The 18,826-nt window shown below is 30.8% G+C and carries 18 protein-coding genes; 5 read left to right on the forward strand and 13 right to left on the reverse strand.

Annotation, left to right across the window (positions count from 1 at the left end):
- Positions 1–49: 49 nt before the first annotated feature.
- Positions 50–382 (reverse strand): tRNA-binding protein, encoded by a 333-nt coding sequence (locus V9L05_RS15775; protein WP_338812812.1) that lies wholly within the window; start codon positions 380–382, stop codon positions 50–52.
- Positions 383–414: 32 nt separating this feature from the next.
- A complete protein-coding gene (locus V9L05_RS15780; RefSeq protein ID WP_338792255.1) occupies positions 415–702 on the reverse strand; it encodes a hypothetical protein in 288 nt (95 codons plus the stop codon).
- A gap of 210 nt (positions 703–912) precedes the next feature.
- On the opposite strand from V9L05_RS15780, the gene V9L05_RS15785 reads away from it, so the two are divergent.
- The 3 genes from V9L05_RS15785 (at position 913) to V9L05_RS15795 (ending at position 4,404) form a co-directional block, all read left to right on the forward strand.
- Positions 913–1,380, forward strand: coding sequence for a peptidylprolyl isomerase (locus V9L05_RS15785; protein WP_338812814.1), 468 nt, complete (start codon positions 913–915; stop codon positions 1,378–1,380).
- A gap of 289 nt (positions 1,381–1,669) precedes the next feature.
- Complete coding sequence (locus V9L05_RS15790; RefSeq protein ID WP_338812815.1) at positions 1,670–3,553, forward strand: serine hydrolase; 1,884 nt, start codon at positions 1,670–1,672, stop codon at positions 3,551–3,553.
- 86 nt (positions 3,554–3,639) lie between these two features.
- Entirely contained in the window at positions 3,640–4,404 is a 765-nt protein-coding gene (locus V9L05_RS15795) for a class I SAM-dependent methyltransferase (RefSeq protein WP_338812816.1), read from the forward strand.
- A gap of 952 nt (positions 4,405–5,356) precedes the next feature.
- Here V9L05_RS15795 and V9L05_RS15800 read toward each other — a convergent pair.
- Positions 5,357–7,318: a M3 family metallopeptidase gene (locus V9L05_RS15800; RefSeq protein WP_338812818.1), complete on the reverse strand. Its 1,962-nt coding sequence runs from the start codon at positions 7,316–7,318 to the stop codon at positions 5,357–5,359.
- 492 nt (positions 7,319–7,810) lie between these two features.
- Between V9L05_RS15800 and V9L05_RS15805 the strand changes: the two genes are divergently transcribed.
- Positions 7,811–9,040 carry a nucleoside recognition domain-containing protein gene (locus V9L05_RS15805; RefSeq protein ID WP_338812819.1) on the forward strand — a complete coding sequence of 410 codons (1,230 nt, stop codon included), beginning with the start codon at positions 7,811–7,813 and terminating at the stop codon, positions 9,038–9,040.
- Positions 9,041–9,257: 217 nt separating this feature from the next.
- Here V9L05_RS15805 and V9L05_RS15810 read toward each other — a convergent pair whose 3' ends face one another.
- From V9L05_RS15810 to V9L05_RS15850, 9 genes are all read right to left on the reverse strand, one after another.
- A complete protein-coding gene (locus V9L05_RS15810; protein WP_338812820.1) occupies positions 9,258–10,928 on the reverse strand; it encodes an IS1182 family transposase in 1,671 nt (556 codons plus the stop codon).
- A 92-nt stretch (positions 10,929–11,020) separates the two neighbouring features.
- Positions 11,021–11,470: a hypothetical protein gene (locus tag V9L05_RS15815; protein WP_338812821.1), complete on the reverse strand. Its 450-nt coding sequence runs from the start codon at positions 11,468–11,470 to the stop codon at positions 11,021–11,023.
- Positions 11,471–11,547: 77 nt separating this feature from the next.
- The gene (locus tag V9L05_RS15820) at positions 11,548–11,736 is read right to left on the reverse strand and encodes a hypothetical protein (RefSeq protein ID WP_338812823.1); all 189 of its coding nucleotides are present in this window, start codon (positions 11,734–11,736) and stop codon (positions 11,548–11,550) included.
- 191 nt (positions 11,737–11,927) lie between these two features.
- A complete protein-coding gene (locus V9L05_RS15825; protein WP_338812825.1) occupies positions 11,928–12,752 on the reverse strand; it encodes an IS5 family transposase in 825 nt (274 codons plus the stop codon).
- 85 nt (positions 12,753–12,837) lie between these two features.
- Positions 12,838–13,314 (reverse strand): hypothetical protein, encoded by a 477-nt coding sequence (locus tag V9L05_RS15830; RefSeq protein ID WP_338812827.1) that lies wholly within the window; start codon positions 13,312–13,314, stop codon positions 12,838–12,840.
- A 101-nt stretch (positions 13,315–13,415) separates the two neighbouring features.
- Entirely contained in the window at positions 13,416–13,661 is a 246-nt protein-coding gene (locus V9L05_RS15835; protein WP_338812828.1) for a hypothetical protein, read from the reverse strand.
- Positions 13,645–14,025: a hypothetical protein gene (locus V9L05_RS15840; protein ID WP_338812830.1), complete on the reverse strand. Its 381-nt coding sequence runs from the start codon at positions 14,023–14,025 to the stop codon at positions 13,645–13,647. The genes V9L05_RS15835 and V9L05_RS15840 overlap by 17 nt, the downstream gene beginning before the upstream one ends.
- Before the next feature lie 126 nt (positions 14,026–14,151).
- Positions 14,152–16,317, reverse strand: coding sequence for a M3 family metallopeptidase (locus tag V9L05_RS15845; RefSeq protein ID WP_338812832.1), 2,166 nt, complete (start codon positions 16,315–16,317; stop codon positions 14,152–14,154).
- A 181-nt stretch (positions 16,318–16,498) separates the two neighbouring features.
- Positions 16,499–17,107 carry a hypothetical protein gene (locus tag V9L05_RS15850; RefSeq protein WP_338812833.1) on the reverse strand — a complete coding sequence of 203 codons (609 nt, stop codon included), beginning with the start codon at positions 17,105–17,107 and terminating at the stop codon, positions 16,499–16,501.
- Between the two features lie 250 nt (positions 17,108–17,357).
- Here V9L05_RS15850 and V9L05_RS15855 point away from each other — a divergent pair, with 250 nt between their 5' ends.
- Positions 17,358–17,972 (forward strand): hypothetical protein, encoded by a 615-nt coding sequence (locus tag V9L05_RS15855; protein WP_338812834.1) that lies wholly within the window; start codon positions 17,358–17,360, stop codon positions 17,970–17,972.
- Between the two features lie 84 nt (positions 17,973–18,056).
- Here V9L05_RS15855 and rplQ read toward each other — a convergent pair whose 3' ends face one another.
- On the reverse strand, positions 18,057–18,575 hold the full coding sequence (rplQ, locus tag V9L05_RS15860) for a 50S ribosomal protein L17 (protein ID WP_338792237.1): 519 nt from the start codon (positions 18,573–18,575) through the stop codon (positions 18,057–18,059).
- Positions 18,576–18,826 lie beyond the last annotated feature (251 nt).

The following is an 18,826-nucleotide window of genomic DNA, read 5'->3' on the forward strand; positions in this document are numbered from 1 at the left end:
TTGTTTTACTTTCACAACAGACTAGGAAGTCTGTTATACACAACTTGATTTAACTAATCAAAAGACCATTCTCAACAGGTTTATCAGTTGTAAGAAGAGTAACACCATTTTCATCTCCAATGACTCCCAAAACCAAACACTCGGACATAAAATTAGCTATTTGTTTGGGTGGGAAATTAGTAACTGCAATAATTTGTTTTCCTACCAAAACTTCTGGATTTGGATATTTTTCTGTGATTTGTGCGCTTGATTTTTTAATTCCAAAATCTCCAAAATCAATTTGTAATTGATAGGCTGGTTTGTGTGCTTTTTCGAAAACTTTAGCTTCCAAAATTGTTCCGATACGCATTTCTACTTTTTCGAAGTCTGAATAAGAGAGCATTTATTATATTATAAAGGTTAGAAATTTTAAAATTATTCAGTAATTAGAGGCTTAAAAAAAGATGAAGACGGAAAATGTTCGTGATAGGCAGGGAAATCTTGAAAAGGAGCAATCCATTCAGGCATAGAAAGATGACGAACGTGACGTGATTCTGTTGAAAAACAAAAATCAGTCAATAAAAAAGATTTTGAAATTTGCCTTTGGTTAGCATAATAAGTTGCAGCTTCATCTTTTCTTATAAATTTATAAGAAACTAGTAAAGTTATTCCCACCAAGAGAAATAACCAAAAGGAAATGATATAGATAAAATAGTTTTTCATATACTTTTCAATGATTTAAGACAAATTTATACAAAAATATACAATTATTGAAGGCTTTTTAAACAGCAAATTTATTTTTAGATTAAAAAATCGTACCTTGCACAAAATTACAAAACAGTCTTTTTTATTTTTTAGAGCATAATTTATTAAAAAAATTATCCTACAAGAATAGAGAAGCTATTTTTTTTATAATCAAATTAATTTTAGAGCATGTCAAACAGCGCAAAAAAAGGCGATTTAGTACAGGTACATTATGTAGGTAAATTCGAAGACGGAAATGTTTTTGATTCTTCAAGAGAGAGAAAAGAGCCAATCGAATTTCAAGTAGGAGCAGGACAAATGATAAAAGGTTTTGATGCTGCAGTAGAAGGAATGACACTTAGCGAATCAAAAACAATTACTTTAGCACCAACTGAAGCGTATGGAGAGTCAAATCCAGAAAATATTGTTTCTTTTCCTAAAGATAAATTGCCACCAGAAATGAATCCAAAAGCAGGTGATCAGCTTGCTCTTCAAGGACAAAATGGTGAGCAAATTCCTGTTGTAGTTATTGAAGCAAATGAAGAAGGTGTTGTTTTGGATGCAAATCACCCAATGGCTGGAAAAACTTTAGTTTTTGAATTAGAACTTGTTGGAATCAATCCATCAAAAGTAGAAGGTGGAACGCTTGCTGACTAATAGCAAATCCATTTCAAAATAAATAAAAATGCTATTTCTATCTTAAATTATAGGAATGGCATTTTTTTATGAAATTTATCTAGTTTTCAATTTTTAGCTTCTTGCTGATTAAAAGCTAAAAAAAGCTAGTGAAATAGAACGACAGGAAAATAGTAAAGTCAAGAAAATAAATTTTAGAAAAGTATGATTTTTGTTTTTGGCTAGAAAAAAAATGAATTTGATATAGATTAAATCTGTATTTATCGTAAATTCATAAAAAATATAATTTTGTGCAATTTTAGCTATTTCTATGAAAAAATCTACAAAAAAAACGTCTCTATTCTCTTTTTCAATTATTGTCATTCTGTCTATTACTTTTTTTACTACAGGTTGTGTAAGCTGGTGGCAAGACTGGAATGCTCCCAAAACAATGCTTCAAAAACGAAAGTTGATAGAATCTAGTTTGGTTTTGCTTCATAATAAAAATAATTACATTCCTCTGCAAAATCTTTCTAAAGATAGAAAAGCAGTTGTAAGCATTGTAAAAAAATCATTTTCTGTTTTTGAATCAACCATAAATTTGTATGCAGATTTTACGACTGTTCATATTGCTCCTTCTGAGGATTCTTTAAAATTGGCTGCCGATTTTCAGAGTTTGGATAATTTTAATGAAATTGTTTTTTTGATAGGAAAAAATGAAAAACAAGATTCTATCTCTAGTTTTATAGCTCGTCAAATTGCTGTTTTAGCTTCTGCAAAACCTGTTTCTGTGGTTGTTTTTGAGAACAGAAATTTTATAGAAAGAAATCAAAATGAACTCTTAATTACAAATGCACTTCTTTTTTGCCCTGTTTATAATTCAATTTCGGAAGAATTATCAGCTCAGCTTATTTGTGGTGGAGTAGCTGCAAGAGGAATTTTGGAAAATGAAATTCTGCCAAATTTTAAAGAAGAAACAGGAATTTTTACAAAAAAAAATAGACTAAAATATACAATTCCAGAAGAAGTAGGAATAAAATCGCAGGATTTGCAGCTTATAGATACGCTAGTTTTGGAGGCAATGAATGCCAAAGCAATGCCAAGCGCACAAGTTTTAGTCGCTGTAAAAGGAAATGTTATTTATCAAAAAGCTTATGGTTTTCATACCTACGATTCTGTTACAAAAGCCGAAAAAAGTGATATTTATGATTTGGCTTCTGTCACCAAAATTTTGGCTTCAACGGCTGCTTATATGGCTATTTACGATCAAAATCGTTTGCCTTTAGATTCTACTTTATCGTATTTTTTGCCGTTTTTTGAAGGAACAAATAAAGATACATTAGTTTTGAAAGATATTCTGACACACCAAGCACAGCTTACACCTTTCATTGATTTTGGACATAAAGAAACACGAAATCATAAAGTTTATCCAAGAGAAATTTTTAGAACTCAAAAAGAAAAAGGATTCGAAACGCAATTATCAGATAATCTTTTTATAAAGGCAGATTATTACAAAGAGAATATGCTCAAAATTATTGGAGATTCGAAGCTGTTATCTACAAAAGAATATAAATACAGCGATTTGGGGTTCATTTTAACTCCTGAAATTATAGAAAGACTTGTACAACAAGAGTTTAGTAATTTCCTTCAAACACATTTCTATAAACCTTTATCTGCTCCTACACTTACTTTCAATCCACTAGAAAAATTCTCAAGAAGCCGAATTGTTCCGACAGAAAGAGATTCTCTTTTTAGAAATACATTGGTTTGGGGAAATGTTCATGACGAAGCTGCTGCTATGCGTGGAGGTGTTTCAGGTCATGCAGGACTTTTTGGAAATGCCAATGATGTAGCTAAAATTTTACAGCTATTTTTGAATGGAGGAAGTTACGGAGAAACTACTTTTTTTAAGCCAACTACAATTGCAGAGTTTACACGTTGTCAGTTTTGTGAGGATGGAAACCGAAGAGGATTAGGTTTTGATAAACCACTTTTAGAATGGAGTCCGAATGGAAATACAGCAAAAGATGCCTCTGCGCTGAGTTATGGGCATTTTGGTTTTACAGGAACAATGGTGTGGGTTGATCCTGCAACTGAAATGATTTTTGTTTTTCTGTCTAATAGAGTTTATCCCACAAGAGAAAGTAAAATGCTCATGAACCTTAATACTAGAACGAGAATACAACAAGTGATTTATGATGCAATGAAAAATTAGGAAGTAAAAAAACTCTTTTCTAAATACGAGCAATTCTCTTGTACATAATTTGAGTTATTTATAATTTTATATCAAATCATAATTCTATGAAAGATAACTTTTCTCAGCACTCTAAAAGTTACTCTATTTATCGTCCTTCTTATCCCAAAGAAGTTTTTGAAATTATCTATTCTTATTTGGATAAAAAACAAAATGCTTGGGATTGTGGGACTGGAAATGGACAGGTAGCTGATAAGTTGGCACAAGATTTTGAAAAGGTGTTTGCTACAGATATAAGTCAGAATCAAATCAAAAATGCTGTTCAAAAAGAAAACATAGTTTATTCCATCGAACAGGCAGAAAACTCTTCTTTTAAATCTGATTTTTTTGATTTAATTATTGTAGCACAGGCTATTCATTGGTTTGATTTTAATAAATTTTATCAAGAAGTAAGCAGAACACTCAAAAAAGAAGGAGTTTTTGTAGTTTTAGGATATGGCAAGTTAGAAGTTAATGAAAAAATTGATGCCATCATTAACAAATTGTATTATGATATTTTGGGTAAATACTGGGATAAAGAAAGAAAATACATTGATGAAAATTATCAAACAATTCCTTTTCCTTTTAAAGAAGTAGAGCAGAAAAAAAATAAGAAATTATTTAATGAGCTAGAATGGACATTAGAAAACTTAATAGGATATCTGAATACATGGTCGGCTGTAAAACATTATAACAATCAAAATTCAAGTAATTTAAAGAATGATGCCATAGAAATAATTTATCAAGATTTAGAAAATGCATGGAAAGGTAAAGAAGTCAGAACAGTGAAATTTCCAATATTATTGAGAATAGGCACAATTACAAATAAATAACTGCTTAAAAGTCAGATGCTTACATTTTTGTCATAAATAATCAATGATTTATAATCAAAAAGGGAACTTTAAGAGAGGCTAAAAGGGTTGAGATTGCATAATTACAGCAGAAATTTTAAAAATAGATTAATTCTAGTATTAAAAAATTACAATAAACTTTTAATTTTTAGTCTAATAAAAAGCCGTTTTTGGTGTAATTATAGAACACTTGAAAGTAAATGAAGAAAAATATCAAAAAAAATGTTAAATTTTGAGTTTTTCATGTGCATTTTTTGAGTTTTTAGCGTCTTATATATAGATGACAAAAAAAATAAAGGAAATGCTAAATGCAACCAAAACATAACTTTTTGAGTCTTCTAATTATAAGGACTATAACACAGTTCACTTACTTATTCTTAAAAAATACAACTATTAAATTCTACTTATCATGACAACCACAATCTTAACTTGGGTAAAGCCATAATTACTTAGCGAATCATTTGGTTTTTTTATAAAAATACAAAAAGCCTTATAGATTCTAAACCTTCTAAACTACCATACAATTTATGAAACAAATTTTATGCGTATTGCCTCTACATATTGAATCAAATAACTAACTACTTCTTAGATTTTTACAATTTTTGAAGTAGTTTTTTTATGTTTAAATTATTGGTATTTGAGCCAGTTAAGATAAGCCCATAAAAAAACCATTTCTTATACAAACAAGAAATGGTATTTTAATTTATGATAAGCGAAAATGAAACAAAACTGTAGTTGGCGCAAAAAATTGATAAGTCAATAGATAATTAAAAATTACAAACTGAAAAGATAAAACTACAATTACATTCACATTTCCGACGAAATGGCAAGTTTGCCTTACACTATTAAGACCCAACGAATCATAAAAGGGTTGCACAAAGCTATGTTTTTTCCTGAAAAAATCAAAATAAGTGTTTTGAAACCTTTAATTTGTCTATAAACCGAGTGATTTTAGAAAGGCTTCTTGTTTTGGCTCTCTTTTTAGAAAACTCTTAATTTGGCTCATTTCATCTTCACTTCCACCTTTAGAAAGGACTTTATCTACATACATTTTACCTACTTTTGGATTTAATAATCCTGCCTTTTCAAATACAGAAAACATGTCTTCAGCATATACTTTTGCCCATAGATAGCCATAATATCCTGCTGCATAGCCCATTAAATGACCAAAGCCTGAAGGAAAATCAGTTTCTTCTACTGGTGGAGTAAGTGTAATTTGTCGTTGAAGTGTATTGAATAATTCGTTTGGAGATGCATCTACAAGGGGATCATACGTATCGTGTAAAGTAAGATCAAATGTTCCATATAAAATTTGTTGAAGAGTAAACAAACCCGAACCTACATTTTTTGCAGCCACCATCTTATCGAAGAGTTCTTTTGGCAACACTTCTCCTGTTTTGTGATGAAGTGCAAATTCTTTCAAAATGTCATAATCCCACGCCCAGTTTTCGAAAAGTTGTGAAGGAACTTCTACAAAATCTCTCGCTACATTTGTTCCTGCAAATGCTGCTAAAGGAGATTGTGTAAGAAGCTGATGCAAACCATGACCAAACTCATGAAAAACAGTTGTTACTTGGTCGTGTGAAAGAAGCGAAGGAGAATCAGACGTAGAAGGAGGAAAATTACAAACTAATGCTGTATGAGGAGTTTGGTATCCTCTCTCAGTCTCTCTACCTGAAACCAAACCAAAACAAGCTGCATGACTGTATTTATTAGGTCTTGGATACAAATCCAAATACATTTTTCCTACAACTTTATTCTTTTTTCGCACTTCATATACAATTACATCTTCATGCCAAACAGAATGATGATACATTTTGATAAAATCAATTCCAAAAAGATTTTTACAAATATTAAAAATTCCTTTAAAAACATTATTTAACTCAAAATATTGTTTGACTTCTTCTGAATTGAGATTGTAGTTTTTCTCCAAAAGAATATTGTTATAATAACCTGTTTCCCAGCCTTGTAACTCTTCTTTTCCTTCTGTTATACTCAGAAGTTCTTTGTAATCTTTTTCTGCTTTAGGTTTTACTTTTTTTGTTAGTTCTTCTTCAAAACTCCAAACAGTATCAGGTGTTTTTGCCATTCTTTCTTCAATGACATATTGAGCATAGGTTTTGTAGCCCAATAGATTTGCCATTTGCTTACGTAGAGCTATTGTTTTGATAAGAACTCCTGTATTTTTTGGATTTCCTCTATTCAGATATTTTATATATAGTTCTTTACGATATTTTTCATTTTTTGCATAGCGCATAAATGGACGATAAGAAGGAGAGTCTAATGTAATTTTATACATTCCATTTTCCATTCTATGACGATTTTTGTAGTCTTCTGGAAGCCCTTCTATATCATCTTCTGAAATAATAATCTGATCTTGATGCTCTGCAATATTTCTTGAAAACTCATTAGAAAGGTCAGATAACTGGTCTTTCATGGTTCGTAATATATCTCTATCTTGTTGGACAAGCGCAAAACCATTGCGTTCGAATTCTCCAACGGTTTCTTTTATAAACTTCTTTTTATATCCTTTTAGCCAACGAGCATCATCAGATTGACTATATTTTTTGATAGCTTTATATAATTCTTCATTAAGGGAAAGACTGTTTCCGTATCTTTGCAATACTTGTACGCTCTGATTGGCTTGTTTATATACCTTTTCATCAGAAGAAGTATGTGCTAAAAGAAAAATAATTCCTGAAATACTGCTTAATTTGTGGGTTAGTTCATCCCATTTTTCCATTTTCATTTCGAAAGTCTGAGTATCGCCTCCCAAAATAACAGCTAAGGTAGCATCAGATTTGCGAATGATTTTGTCAGTAATATATCGAATGCTTTTGGCATCAATTTCTTCAAAATTGGGGGAAGAATAAAAAAACTCAAAATAAGACTCCATAGAAGATTGTTGTAATTGAAATAGTTTGTTTTAATAATATTTTCAAATTATGTAGCAGTGTTTAGTAAACTGATTAAATAATTTTGTGCCACTATTTAACATTTTTATAAGTAAGTATGTTTTTAATTAATTTTATAGTTAATTTTTAATTTAAAAAATCCTATATTAAAAACCATTTTTCAATGATTTTGCTTGTAGATAGTGTGTTTTTTGGGTTAAATCTTTGAACGTTAATATACAATTATTCATATTTTAAACTCATAACTCATTTATTCTTTCTTTTTATTTAAAAACACTACTTAAATGAATTGTCTAGTAAAAGTACGCCAAAAAAATTAATTTAGTATACTGATTAACCAATAAAACACACATTTGTAATTTATTTTTATATTTATCGTCTTTAAACCGTTGTTTTTTTGTTGTATGGCGATTAAAAATCACTCAGTTATTACATTATACTTTTTATTTTCTTAAAACTCATAAAAAACACAGATGGCTCTTAATCGAATTTGGATAGGTTTTTTTCTCATTGCTTTTATCTTTGCAATCTTTCAGCTTTTTAATGGAGATATAGAAGTTTTCTCTAAGATTACCAATAGCACGTTTGAAAGTGCAAAAACTGGTTTCGAAATTTCTCTTTATCTGACAGGGGCAATGGCTCTTTGGTTAGGAATTATGAAAATAGGTGAGCAAGCTGGAGCAATTGAAGTATTGGCAAAATTGGTTAGTCCACTTTTCAAACATCTTTTTCCAGAAGTTCCCAAAAATCATGATGCTGTGGGCGCAATGTTAATGAATTTTTCAGCTAATATGTTAGGCTTGGATAATGCAGCTACACCTCTAGGATTAAAAGCAATGGAAGAACTACAATCTCTCAATCCAAAACCTGAAACGGCTAGTAATGCACAAATTATGTTTTTGGTGTTGAATACTTCTGGACTGACTATTATTCCTGTTTCTGTTATGGTATATAGAGCGCAGGCAGGTGCAGTTAATCCTGCTGAAATATTTGTTCCTATATTGATAGCCACTTTTTTTGCTACATTAGCTGGTATTTTGGCTGTCGGAATTAAACAGAAACTCAATCTCTTACACCCTGTCGTTATTGCTTATTTGGGAGGACTTACTGCTTTCATTTCAATCATCACTTGGTTTTTTAGCACATTGCCACAAGAAAAAATTAGTCTGTATTCTTCTGTTGCAAGTAATTTTATTTTATTTGGTGTAATGGTCAGTTTTATTGCTTGGGCTGCTTTTAAGAAAGTAAACGTTTATGAAACTTTTATTGAAGGCGCAAAAGAAGGTTTTTCGATTGCCATAAAAGTAATTCCTTATTTAGTTGCTATGCTTGTGGCTATTGGCGTTTTTCGTGCTTCGGGTGCAATGGACATGCTAATTTCTGCTGTAAGTTGGTTTATTTCTCTTTTTGGTTTTGATACACAATTTGTAAAAGCTCTTCCTGTTGCTATTATGAAGCCTCTTAGTGGAAGTGGTGCAAGAGGACTCATGATTGATGCTTTTACTACTTACGGAGTAGATTCTTTTGTTGGAAAAGTAGCTGCAACACTTCAAGGCTCAACAGATACTACATTTTATGTTTTGGCAGTTTATTTTGGTGCTGTCAATATCAAAAATACAAGATATGCTGTTAGTTGTGGTCTGATTGCCGATGGGGTGGGAATAATTGCTGCTATTCTGCTTAGTTATTTGTTTTTTGCTTAGCAAAGTTTAGCTGCATATTCAGTTTTTCAAAACTTAATAAAACATTTCCTTAGAGCATGATTCAGATAAATTTGTATTTATTTTGATAGAATTTAAAAATCAAATTTGAGTTTTTCTTGTGCAAATCATTTGTCGTTTAAGTCTTATGATTTAGAAAAGCCAATATACTTATTCTTCATCTTCCCAAACGAGGCTGTCCGAAAAGGTCAGCCTCTTTTTATGCAGCTATTTTTTGTAATTCTTCTTTTTGGTTGATTTTTTTGATGATGCAAACAAATTTTGTCTTTTGGTGATTTTTTTGAGTATAAAAAAAGGTGCAAAAAGATGATTTTTTAGAATTGAAAGTATTTTTTAGCTTATCGGCAGTTTTTGCCACCATTTTTCTAAAATTATGCCCAAGAGCCATCAATAGAAACTCCATTTCTACTTTTGCTAATCCCTTAAAAGTAAATCGATTAAACTTATTATTATATTTGAGATGCCCAAAAACAGCTTCTACTTCTATAGGGCGTTTACTGCGCTGCTCTAATCCTTTCTCACTAGTTAGTAAATTTCTAGCTTTCTCTTTTAGTTGGTTTAAACGATGATTCACTTGTATTATTCTATTGCCTTCAGCTTTATGACATAAATTGCGAAGAGGACAATCTTGACACCTTTTTGCTTGATAATAAGATACTTGCGATTCGTATCCATTACTTGAAGTACGTTTTCCATCTCTTATTTTCTTCATTCTTTGCCCCATCGGACAGACATAAAAATCTAATTCTTTGTTGTAAAATAAATTCTGAACTAAAAAAGGATTATTTTTCATTTTCCTTTTTTGCTCTTTATGGAAATAATTGTACTTAACGTAGGCAGTAATTTCTTTTTTTTCAAGTAATTCATAATTTTCTTCACTTCCATAACCTGCATCAGCTACTACTTCTTTACTTTGTTTATTGTACTGATTTTCAAATCCTTCTAAATGAGAGGATAAAGTGGTGGTATCTCCTGCCGTTTGATGAATAGAAACGTGGGTAATAAATTGATTTTCTGTGGACACTTGAGCATTATAAGTAGGTTTGAGTTGTCCATTTTTCATGTGATCTTCTTTCATCCGCATAAAAGTAGCATCCGTATCTGTTTTACTATACGAGTTTCTACAACCTAAAATTTTCAGAGACTCTTCATATTTACTTAATCTAGGAAGATATTCATCTTGCATTTTTTTTAGTTCTCTTGCCTGTTGTTTACTCGGTTCTTTTAGTTTTTTATTGATTTGAGCGAGTTTTTCTTTTAATAATTCTGAATCTAATGGAGTAGATACTTCTTCTTTATTTTCTTCTTGATTATCTGATTGAATACTACTTTCAATATCAGATAAAATTTTATTTACTTTAGTTTCTAACTTTTCTTTATTTTTTTCAATACTACCACGCCAAACAAAAGTATAACGATTAGAACAAGCCTCTATTTTTGTTCCATCAATATATTGAACATCAAGACTTACATAACCCATTTCAACCAACATTTTAACAACTTCTCCAAATAAACGATGAATGTGTGCCTTCAAAATTTTACCTCTAAAGTCATTAATTGTTCTAAAATCTGGTGTAGAATTGCCTGATAAATACATAAAATGAATATTCTCCCCAAGAGCTTTAGCTATTTTACGACAAGAATAAATATTGGATAAATAAGAATAGAATAGCACTTTAACGAGCATTCTTGGATGATAAGCTGAACAACCTCCACCTTTGTATTGAGAAATCAAATCGCTAATATCCAATGAATCAACCACCTTTTCAACTAAACGAACAGGATGGTGAGCTGGAATTTTGTCAAATATATTGACAGGAAAAAGTTCGGGCTGCTTACCACTTTGGTTTTTGAAAACTACTTTTGCCATAGGCTATATAACGTTAGTATAAAAGTATATATACCTCGAAAATAAAAAAAATTAACCATAAAAAAAAGGCTATCCGTACTTTTCGGACAGCCTCAAAATTTCTCTAAAGTCATTTTAGGATTCAAAACTACTTTTATGGTCAGTGGACTCAAACGAACACTTATTTTGTGAGAAGATTCTCCAAAAGTTCCAATATCTACTACTTCATTTCCTTTTAACTCCAAATTATTTCTATCCAAATAACTCATAATAGCAGGAACTTGTAAATCTACTCCTCCAGTAGCTTTTGCATGTGGATTTTCTAAAAACTTAGCAGTTTGTATCAGTTCCTCCAAATCAGCAGGGTTATTTTCAAAATGCAATTCATAACTTTTATAATAGATACTTTCTAGCGCATCTTCCTGTGAAACAAATTCGCCATCAATTACATAACCGATAAGCCAATTATCACCATACTTTTTATCCCATTCTCTCTGTCTTTTTTGTCTTTGTTTGAGATTTCCTGCTTTTCCTATTTTTCGTTCTACAATTTTCCAACTCATTGATAGTTTGCTTTTTTTTATAGAAAATGATTGTAGTGAGGAAACTGTTTTTTTGGTGGGAAAGGTTCAAAATTAAATCAATTCAATATTTTCAAAATTTCTTCATCTGTTTCTCTTGCTTTCCATTCCTCCAATTCATTAATTGCAAAAGCATCATTTGGCTTTATTTCTAAATACATTTTGAGAGATTGAGCTTTCAATGACTTTTCAAAATTAAAATCTTTAGAATATTTTCCTTCCTCAACTCGCTTTTCTGAAATAGCCACATCAAGCAAATAGTAACAGTAATTATTAATTAAGGGATTATTATGCTCATATAGATTCTCAATGAGATACCAACTTTTTAGATAAGAAAAAAAGGTTCTTTTTACTAAAATACGAGTAATTAAGCTAGATATTAATTTGGTTAATAAAGGTTTATTTTTTACTTCTGATAGTGAGTTGATATAGAAGTTGTTTAAGAATGTTTTTTTCTAGTTCTGGCAAATATTAAAGTAAAGGCTAAATAGTGTAAACTTTGCCACGTATGAATTTTAGTTTCGTACCTCATAATTAAGGCTTTGAAAGCATCTAACCACGCATTAGTTCTTTCAATAACGAATCTCAATTCATACATTTCTTCATCTTTAAATGGTTGATTATCAAGGTCTTTTTTATTTCTTTTATTAAAATCTATATTATCTACAATATCTAAATGATTACAAAAAGAACGAAAGGCTTGTGTATCAAAGGCTGCATCAGCATTGAGAAAAATTCCTCCTTCTCTAATTTGAGAAGCATTCAAATCATCTATCATAGATTGCATATTTTTTTCAAGTTCAAAAGCATCGTGATGATTGCCTGCTCTTGGAACAGACATCGCTACTGGAATACCATTTTTATCCGTTAGAAAAAGTGCATTGGTTGTTTTTCCTGCTTTTCTTTTGGAATATCCAATACCTTCTCCTCCTCGTTTAGCTGAAGTGTGGCTGCCGTCTAGCTGACAAATAGAAAAATCTAATTCTCCACGATAATCTTCTAAATACTTGATCCATAATTTCTTCCAACTTCCTAATTTTGACCATTTATTATAATGGTAATATACTGTATTCCAGCTAATTGATAAGTTTCCGAAAAATTGTTTCATAGGAAGTTCTCGCCATTGACTCCCTGATTTTAAGCGATACACAATGGCTTGGATAATACGCCAAAGAGCTACTTTTATACGACGACCTTTTGTAAATTGATGTAAATAAGGTAAAATATTTTCGGTTATAAATTTTTTTGATAAGTTTACGTACATAGAGGGAAAAATAGTTAGATTGAAAATGTGATGATTTACAAGTATAACTATTTTGACCTCTTTTTAAAAAAATAAATCACCATTCTTAAACAAGTTCATAAATAGTATTTGAAAAATACCCTTTTTTCTCAATAGCTTTTTCTATAAAGGCAATATTTTCTTCACTATTAAAAAAATCTGTGTATTTAGTTAGCACTTTTATCGCCTCTACTGAATACCAAATGTGATGTTCATCAATGATATTTTTTAAGCTATCAACATGATTTTTCAGTTCAGTTAATTCCATTAATTTGAAAGTAGCCTTTGTCCAAGCATATTCCCAATTCTGACCAGAGGTATATTTATCTAATTTTTCTTTTATAGAAACAGGACATTTTTGTGGATTATCATAAATATTAAAAAGGTGTGATTCCCATTTTCTCTTAAACTTTACTGTTTCATCTACTTTAATATCTTCTAGTATTCCTTCTGAATTATCAATCATTGAAGTAATCGTCTTTTCAATATTACGATAAGTTCTATAAAAAATGAAGCGAACAAGTAATTGAATAAATCTTTTCATAGTCTGTTTTGGAGTTTTAGAAAACATCAATTTACTGCTAAAATTTTATTTTTAGAAAAAACCACCTCCAAAAACAAAAATATTTTCAAAGGTGGTTGTGATTAATTTCCATCAAAGTTTACTTCAATTTCACCTTGCTCTATTTCTTCTTTGTTTCTTAAATCCTCATATTCGTAGTTATCATATTCATTGATGCTATTTTTAATTATAATTTTTCCGTTTTCAATCCAATTGAGAGCATTTTGTGCATCTACAATAATTTTAGGATAGAACTTATTGAGTAATTCTTGTTGTTCAATTCTACTTATTTCGTTCCAAGTTTTGGTATAATCATCTATTGGCAGCAACTACAAGTCCATAATTTAACCCAAGTCTTCTTAAAAAATTGTATCCAGCACAATATAAGTCATAAGTCATTTCAATAGATTCAGCACATTTTTCATCTCTATAAATTATTGATTTTAAATGATTTTGCAGTCGTTTTATTTCAAATTTACCATTATCCACAAACTGACTAATTACTTTTTCCAATTCAAGGTAAATATATTTTCCCTTAAAGTTCAATGAAATTAGCTCTAGATACGCATCAGGAGGTAATTCTATTTCTAATTCCTTTGTATTATAAACCCATTGTTCAAAATTTTGAATACTAACTTTATACTTCAAGACTTCGTAAAATTTTTGTTCAATATGTTCGCTGATTCTTTGCATTACAAATAATTATGATTAAAGTTTGGTAATCAAAAGAACAAACCACCTCCAAAACAGAAAAGTTTCAAAGGTGGTTTCAAATTCTAAACTGTCTGACAATTCTATTTTTTTTGATTTTACTGCTTTTTACTTCTTCGGAACAGGAAAACCTCTATCTCTCATCAGAGCTTCCATATTTGCTTCACGTCCTCTAAATGATTTATAGGCTTCGGCTGGGTCTATGGCATTTCTCGGTGCAAATAGATATTTTACTAATTTATCAGCCATTTCTTTGTCATAAAAACCGTCTGGAGCTTCTGCAAATGCTTCGGCTGCATCAGCCGTCAAAACATCAGCCCACATATAACCGTAATACGCTGTCGCATAGCCTTCTCCTGAAAAAACGTGTCCAAAATGTGGCGTTCTGTGGCGCATCACTAATTGTTTTGGCATTCCTAATTCGTCCAATGTTTCTTTTTCAAACTTATCTACATCAATATTCTCTGGATCTGCAAGGTGGAATTTCATATCCATGATAGCAGAAGCCAAATATTCAGTTGTAGAAAAACCTTGATTGAAAGTAGATGCTTTCTTGATTTTGGCAACTAACTCTTTTGGCATTGGCTGACCAGTTTTATTATGAACCAAATAGTTATTAATAACTTCGTCAGTAGATAACCAACGCTCTAAAAGCTGCGATTGAAATTCTGTATAATCTCTCACACCACCATTCAAAGTTGGATATTTTACATTTGAAGAAAGAGCATGAAGTGCATGACCAAACTCATGAAAAAATGTATTTGCATCATCCCAAGAAACTAAAAGAGGTTGATTTGGTGCAGGTTTTACAAAATTTGAATTATTAGAAGCCAAAACATTTTTATTTCCATCAAAAGTTGTATGACTTCTATAACTTGTTGCCCATGCTCCCGAACGCTTTCCTTGTCTAGCATACGGATCAAGATACCAAAGTCCGATATTCTCGCCTGTGTCTTTGTCGGTTACTTCCCAAACTTTTACATCTTCATGAAAAACAGGAACAGAACCTTCAGGAACTGGCGTAAATTTAAAATTAAACAAACGACCTGCTACATAGTGCATCGCTTCAGTAAGTTTGTCAAGTTGCAAATATTGTTTTACTTCGTCTGAATCCAAATTATATTTATCTTGTCTTACTTTTTCAGCATAATAACGATAATCCCAAGGTTCAATAGTAATTTTGTCTCCGTTTTTATTGGCTACAGCTTGCATATCTTTTACTTCTTCATCCACTCTAGCAATAGATGCCTTCCAAACTGTTTCCATCAAATTCATTGCATTTTCAGGAGTTTTTGCCATACGGTCTTGCAAACGCCATTCTGCATAATTTTTATATCCCAAAAGCTCAACACGCTCTCTACGTAATTTCAAGATTTCTGCAATGATTTTGTTGTTGTCGTATTCATCTGCATTATCTCCTCTTGAGTAATAATTTTTCCAAACTTTTTCACGCAAATCTCTTTCAGTAGAATATGTCAAAAAAGGATCCATGGAAGAGCGAGTATTTGTGATGGCATATTTACCTTCTTGTCCATTATCAGCAGCAATTTTTGCAGCCGATTTGATAAAACCTTCTGATAAACCTCCCAATTGATTTTCGTCTAAATAAGTAATATAACCTTCTTCATCGTGCAAAACATTATTCGAAAACTTAGTGTAAAGTGTAGAAAGTTCTTTGTCAATAGCTGCATATCTTTCTTTTTTCTCTGGACTAAGTTCTGCTCCATTCATTTCAAAACCTTTATAAGTTAGCTCTAAAACTCGTTGTTTGTCTGCTTCTAAAGGAGTAGTTTGAGAATTATCGTAAACTGTTTTGATGCGTTGAAATAATTTTTCGTTTTGAGAGATTTTAGAACTAAACTCTGAAAACTTAGGTGATAATTCTTCATCAATTGCTCTAAATTCTGGTGAAGACATGTTGCTACTCCAAATTCCATAATAATTGAAAGCTCTATCTAGTTCTTTTCCTGCACGTTCCATTTCTTCAATCGTATTTTCGAAAGTAGCAGGTTCTGGATTGTTGGCTATTTTTTCAATATCAGCCAAATTCATTTCCATTCCCTTAATCATAGCAGGCTTAATGTCTTCCAGCTTCATTTTATCAAAAGCAGGAACACCACCATAATCGCCTGTCCATTCTTGTAATAATAGATTTTCTGTTGTCGCTTCTTCTTTTATTTCTGTATCTTCTTTTTTTACTTCTTGTTTACACGCTGAAAATGCAAAGAAAGTGAGTAGTAAAAATAAAAATTGTGTTGTTGTCTGTTTTATCATGTTTGTATATTATAGGTTTAATAAAATTGAATTTTTTCTTACAACTTTAAATTTAGTTATACTTTTGATAAAATTAGGACAATAGGCTATTTAAAATGGATTTATTAGGTTTTTTTGTGAATGTAGAAATGGAATGACTTCTAATTTAGAAAATAATTATTTTATAAATAGGCTTAATTACCTACCTTCTTTTTCTATTAAATTCAGGAAAACATTGAACACCAATAGCACCACCAAGCCATTCTAAAGCGACATCTTTTTTATACAAAATATACCTACAACTATCATTATAATTGTTAGTCAAACTATCTGGAACTGGTTCATCAAATAAATTATAAAAATACATTCCCATTCCATGTCTTTGAAATCCAATCTGACAAGGTGTACCACTTTGAACAGAAATACAACCTGCTTTATCTAATTTTCGCTTTAAAGAATCAGTAGTTTTATAGCTCCAATTTAAATCTTTTAATAAATCCTCTTCCTTTACTGACTTTGTACCACTAATATCTAAAGAAGGATCATACTTCCCGTCAGTTCTTACGTAAAATCTACTTATGGAGTAATTTTCAAATTCAATTTCTACAACTTTATTTTTGGGAAGCCTAGAATTAATAAACTGTTCAACTTCACGAATCTCTTTTGATTTCTCCTCATAATTTGCAACTAATTCTTCATAGCTTGAAGAATCAAATTGAGCAAACAGAACTATTAGAGCTACTATCGCACCAACGATATATAAGGCAAATCCTCCTCCTACAATTATTAGTATCCATTTTAATATCTTCATTTCTAACAATAAATTAATTTGATTTATTTTTCTTACAACTTTAAATTTAGCTATACTTTTGATAAAATTAGGACAATAACATTTTTAGAATGAATTTATTAAGCTTTTTTACTTTAAAATATAGGAATAAAAAATAGAACAATAAATTCTTCTCAAGAAAAAGTCAAAAGACAAAAAAACAAACCAAATCTAATTTAAAAATGTTAGCATAATGATTTTAATTCTTCTATTTTTTAAACTTGATGTTATTATGTTTACAAAAAAATCTGCCTTTCTATCTGTATTTTTCTTTGCTTTATTTATTAACTATTCTTTTGCTCAAGAAAATAAAATTGATTTGCCTCAAATAAATAAAGAACGTCTTTCACTTCAAAAAAACTCTATGTATGTTTTGGGAGGTTGGTCGGTTGCTAATTTTGCATATAGTGGAGCAACCCTAGCAGCAGGAGTAAATAATGGAGAAGACAAATATTTTCATCAGTTTAATATCTATTGGAATACTGTCAATTTTGCTTTGGCAGGAAGCAGTCTTTTATTTGCAAAAAAAGATACAGATTTGAATTATGCAGAAACTCTAAAAGCCTATCATTCGACAGAATCTCTTTTTTTGCTCAACACAGGGATTGATGTGGGATATATGGCAGCAGGATTATATTTGAGGGAACGAGCAAAAACTGAAACAACTATAAAAAATACAAACCGTTTTTTAGGTTATGGAAAATCACTCATTTTACAAGGAGGATTTTTATTTGTTTTTGATCTGACGGCTTACTTTCTTAATAAAAGACAATCAAAAATTTTGTATGATATTCCTGTTTCTCTGTCACTTGCTCCAAATCAAATGAGAGTTACTTATACTTTTTAGAATAATGCAGAACAAAAAAACACCTTTTTAATTCTATAAAGATTAAAAAGGTGTTTTTTATATTTTGAGAAAATCAAGTTTTGATTACTCTTCTTCGCTAGAAGAAGCATCATCAGCTTTCTTTTCTTCTGTTTGCTCTGCAGTTGCTTCAGAAGAAGCTGTTGCTGTGTCAGAAGATTTTTTCTTCTTACGACGACCACGACGAGTACGTCCTGAAGTGCTTGATTCTTGTAGCATAAGCTCGTTATAATCTACAAGTTCAATAAAGCAAACATCAGAGTTATCGCCTGCACGAGACAAACTAAGTTTGATAATGCGTGTGTATCCTCCTGGACGCTCACCCACTTTACGAGCTACTTCATTGAAAAGCTCTTTGGTAGCTTCTTTATTTTGAAGGTAAGAGAAAACAACACGTTGGTCGTTTTGAGTTCCACCCTTCGAACGAGTAATCAAAGGCTCTACATATTTGCGCAATGCTTTTGCTTTGGCAGTAGTTGTTTGAATTCGTTTGTGTAATATGAGAGAAGCCGCCATGTTAGAGAGCATCGCCTTACGGTGAGATGATGTACGCCCTAAATGATTGAATTTTTTTCCGTGTCTCATTTTCGTATAAGTTTGGACAAGTTTATTTTATAAAAAACTAAACTTTGCCTGAATTTCTGTATAAAATGCCAGTAGTAGAACATTAAATCAGACCCTATTAAATACATTTGAAAAGAAAAATTATAAAATAATTAGGAATAAAAATTAATCAAATTATGAATCATAAAGTATTTATGTTTAATACGTTACATTCGTAATTAGTTTCGCTGCTTTAGCAGGTCATAATTTTTAATTCGTAATTGATTTCAAAA

The sequence above is a fragment of the Bernardetia sp. Wsw4-3y2 genome, assembly GCF_037126295.1.
In the GTDB taxonomy this organism is placed as follows: Bacteria; Bacteroidota; Bacteroidia; order Cytophagales; family Bernardetiaceae; genus Bernardetia.

Bases quoted from the DNA above. Each gene is read 5' to 3' on its own strand.
- V9L05_RS15775 (WP_338812812.1), bottom strand. From the start codon at position 382: ATGCTCTCTTATTCAGACTTCGAAAAAGTAGAAATGCGTATCGGAACA.
- V9L05_RS15780 (WP_338792255.1), bottom strand. From the start codon at position 702: ATGAAAAACTATTTTATCTATATCATTTCCTTTTGGTTATTTCTCTTG.
- V9L05_RS15785 (WP_338812814.1), top strand. From the start codon at position 913: ATGTCAAACAGCGCAAAAAAAGGCGATTTAGTACAGGTACATTATGTA.
- V9L05_RS15790 (WP_338812815.1), top strand. From the start codon at position 1,670: ATGAAAAAATCTACAAAAAAAACGTCTCTATTCTCTTTTTCAATTATT.
- V9L05_RS15795 (WP_338812816.1), top strand. From the start codon at position 3,640: ATGAAAGATAACTTTTCTCAGCACTCTAAAAGTTACTCTATTTATCGT.
- V9L05_RS15800 (WP_338812818.1), bottom strand. From the start codon at position 7,318: ATGGAGTCTTATTTTGAGTTTTTTTATTCTTCCCCCAATTTTGAAGAA.
- V9L05_RS15805 (WP_338812819.1), top strand. From the start codon at position 7,811: ATGGCTCTTAATCGAATTTGGATAGGTTTTTTTCTCATTGCTTTTATC.
- V9L05_RS15810 (WP_338812820.1), bottom strand. From the start codon at position 10,928: ATGGCAAAAGTAGTTTTCAAAAACCAAAGTGGTAAGCAGCCCGAACTT.
- V9L05_RS15815 (WP_338812821.1), bottom strand. From the start codon at position 11,470: ATGAGTTGGAAAATTGTAGAACGAAAAATAGGAAAAGCAGGAAATCTC.
- V9L05_RS15825 (WP_338812825.1), bottom strand. From the start codon at position 12,752: ATGTACGTAAACTTATCAAAAAAATTTATAACCGAAAATATTTTACCT.
- V9L05_RS15830 (WP_338812827.1), bottom strand. From the start codon at position 13,314: ATGAAAAGATTTATTCAATTACTTGTTCGCTTCATTTTTTATAGAACT.
- V9L05_RS15840 (WP_338812830.1), bottom strand. From the start codon at position 14,025: ATGCAAAGAATCAGCGAACATATTGAACAAAAATTTTACGAAGTCTTG.
- V9L05_RS15845 (WP_338812832.1), bottom strand. From the start codon at position 16,317: ATGATAAAACAGACAACAACACAATTTTTATTTTTACTACTCACTTTC.
- V9L05_RS15850 (WP_338812833.1), bottom strand. From the start codon at position 17,107: ATGAAGATATTAAAATGGATACTAATAATTGTAGGAGGAGGATTTGCC.
- V9L05_RS15855 (WP_338812834.1), top strand. From the start codon at position 17,358: ATGTTTACAAAAAAATCTGCCTTTCTATCTGTATTTTTCTTTGCTTTA.
- rplQ (WP_338792237.1), bottom strand. From the start codon at position 18,575: ATGAGACACGGAAAAAAATTCAATCATTTAGGGCGTACATCATCTCAC.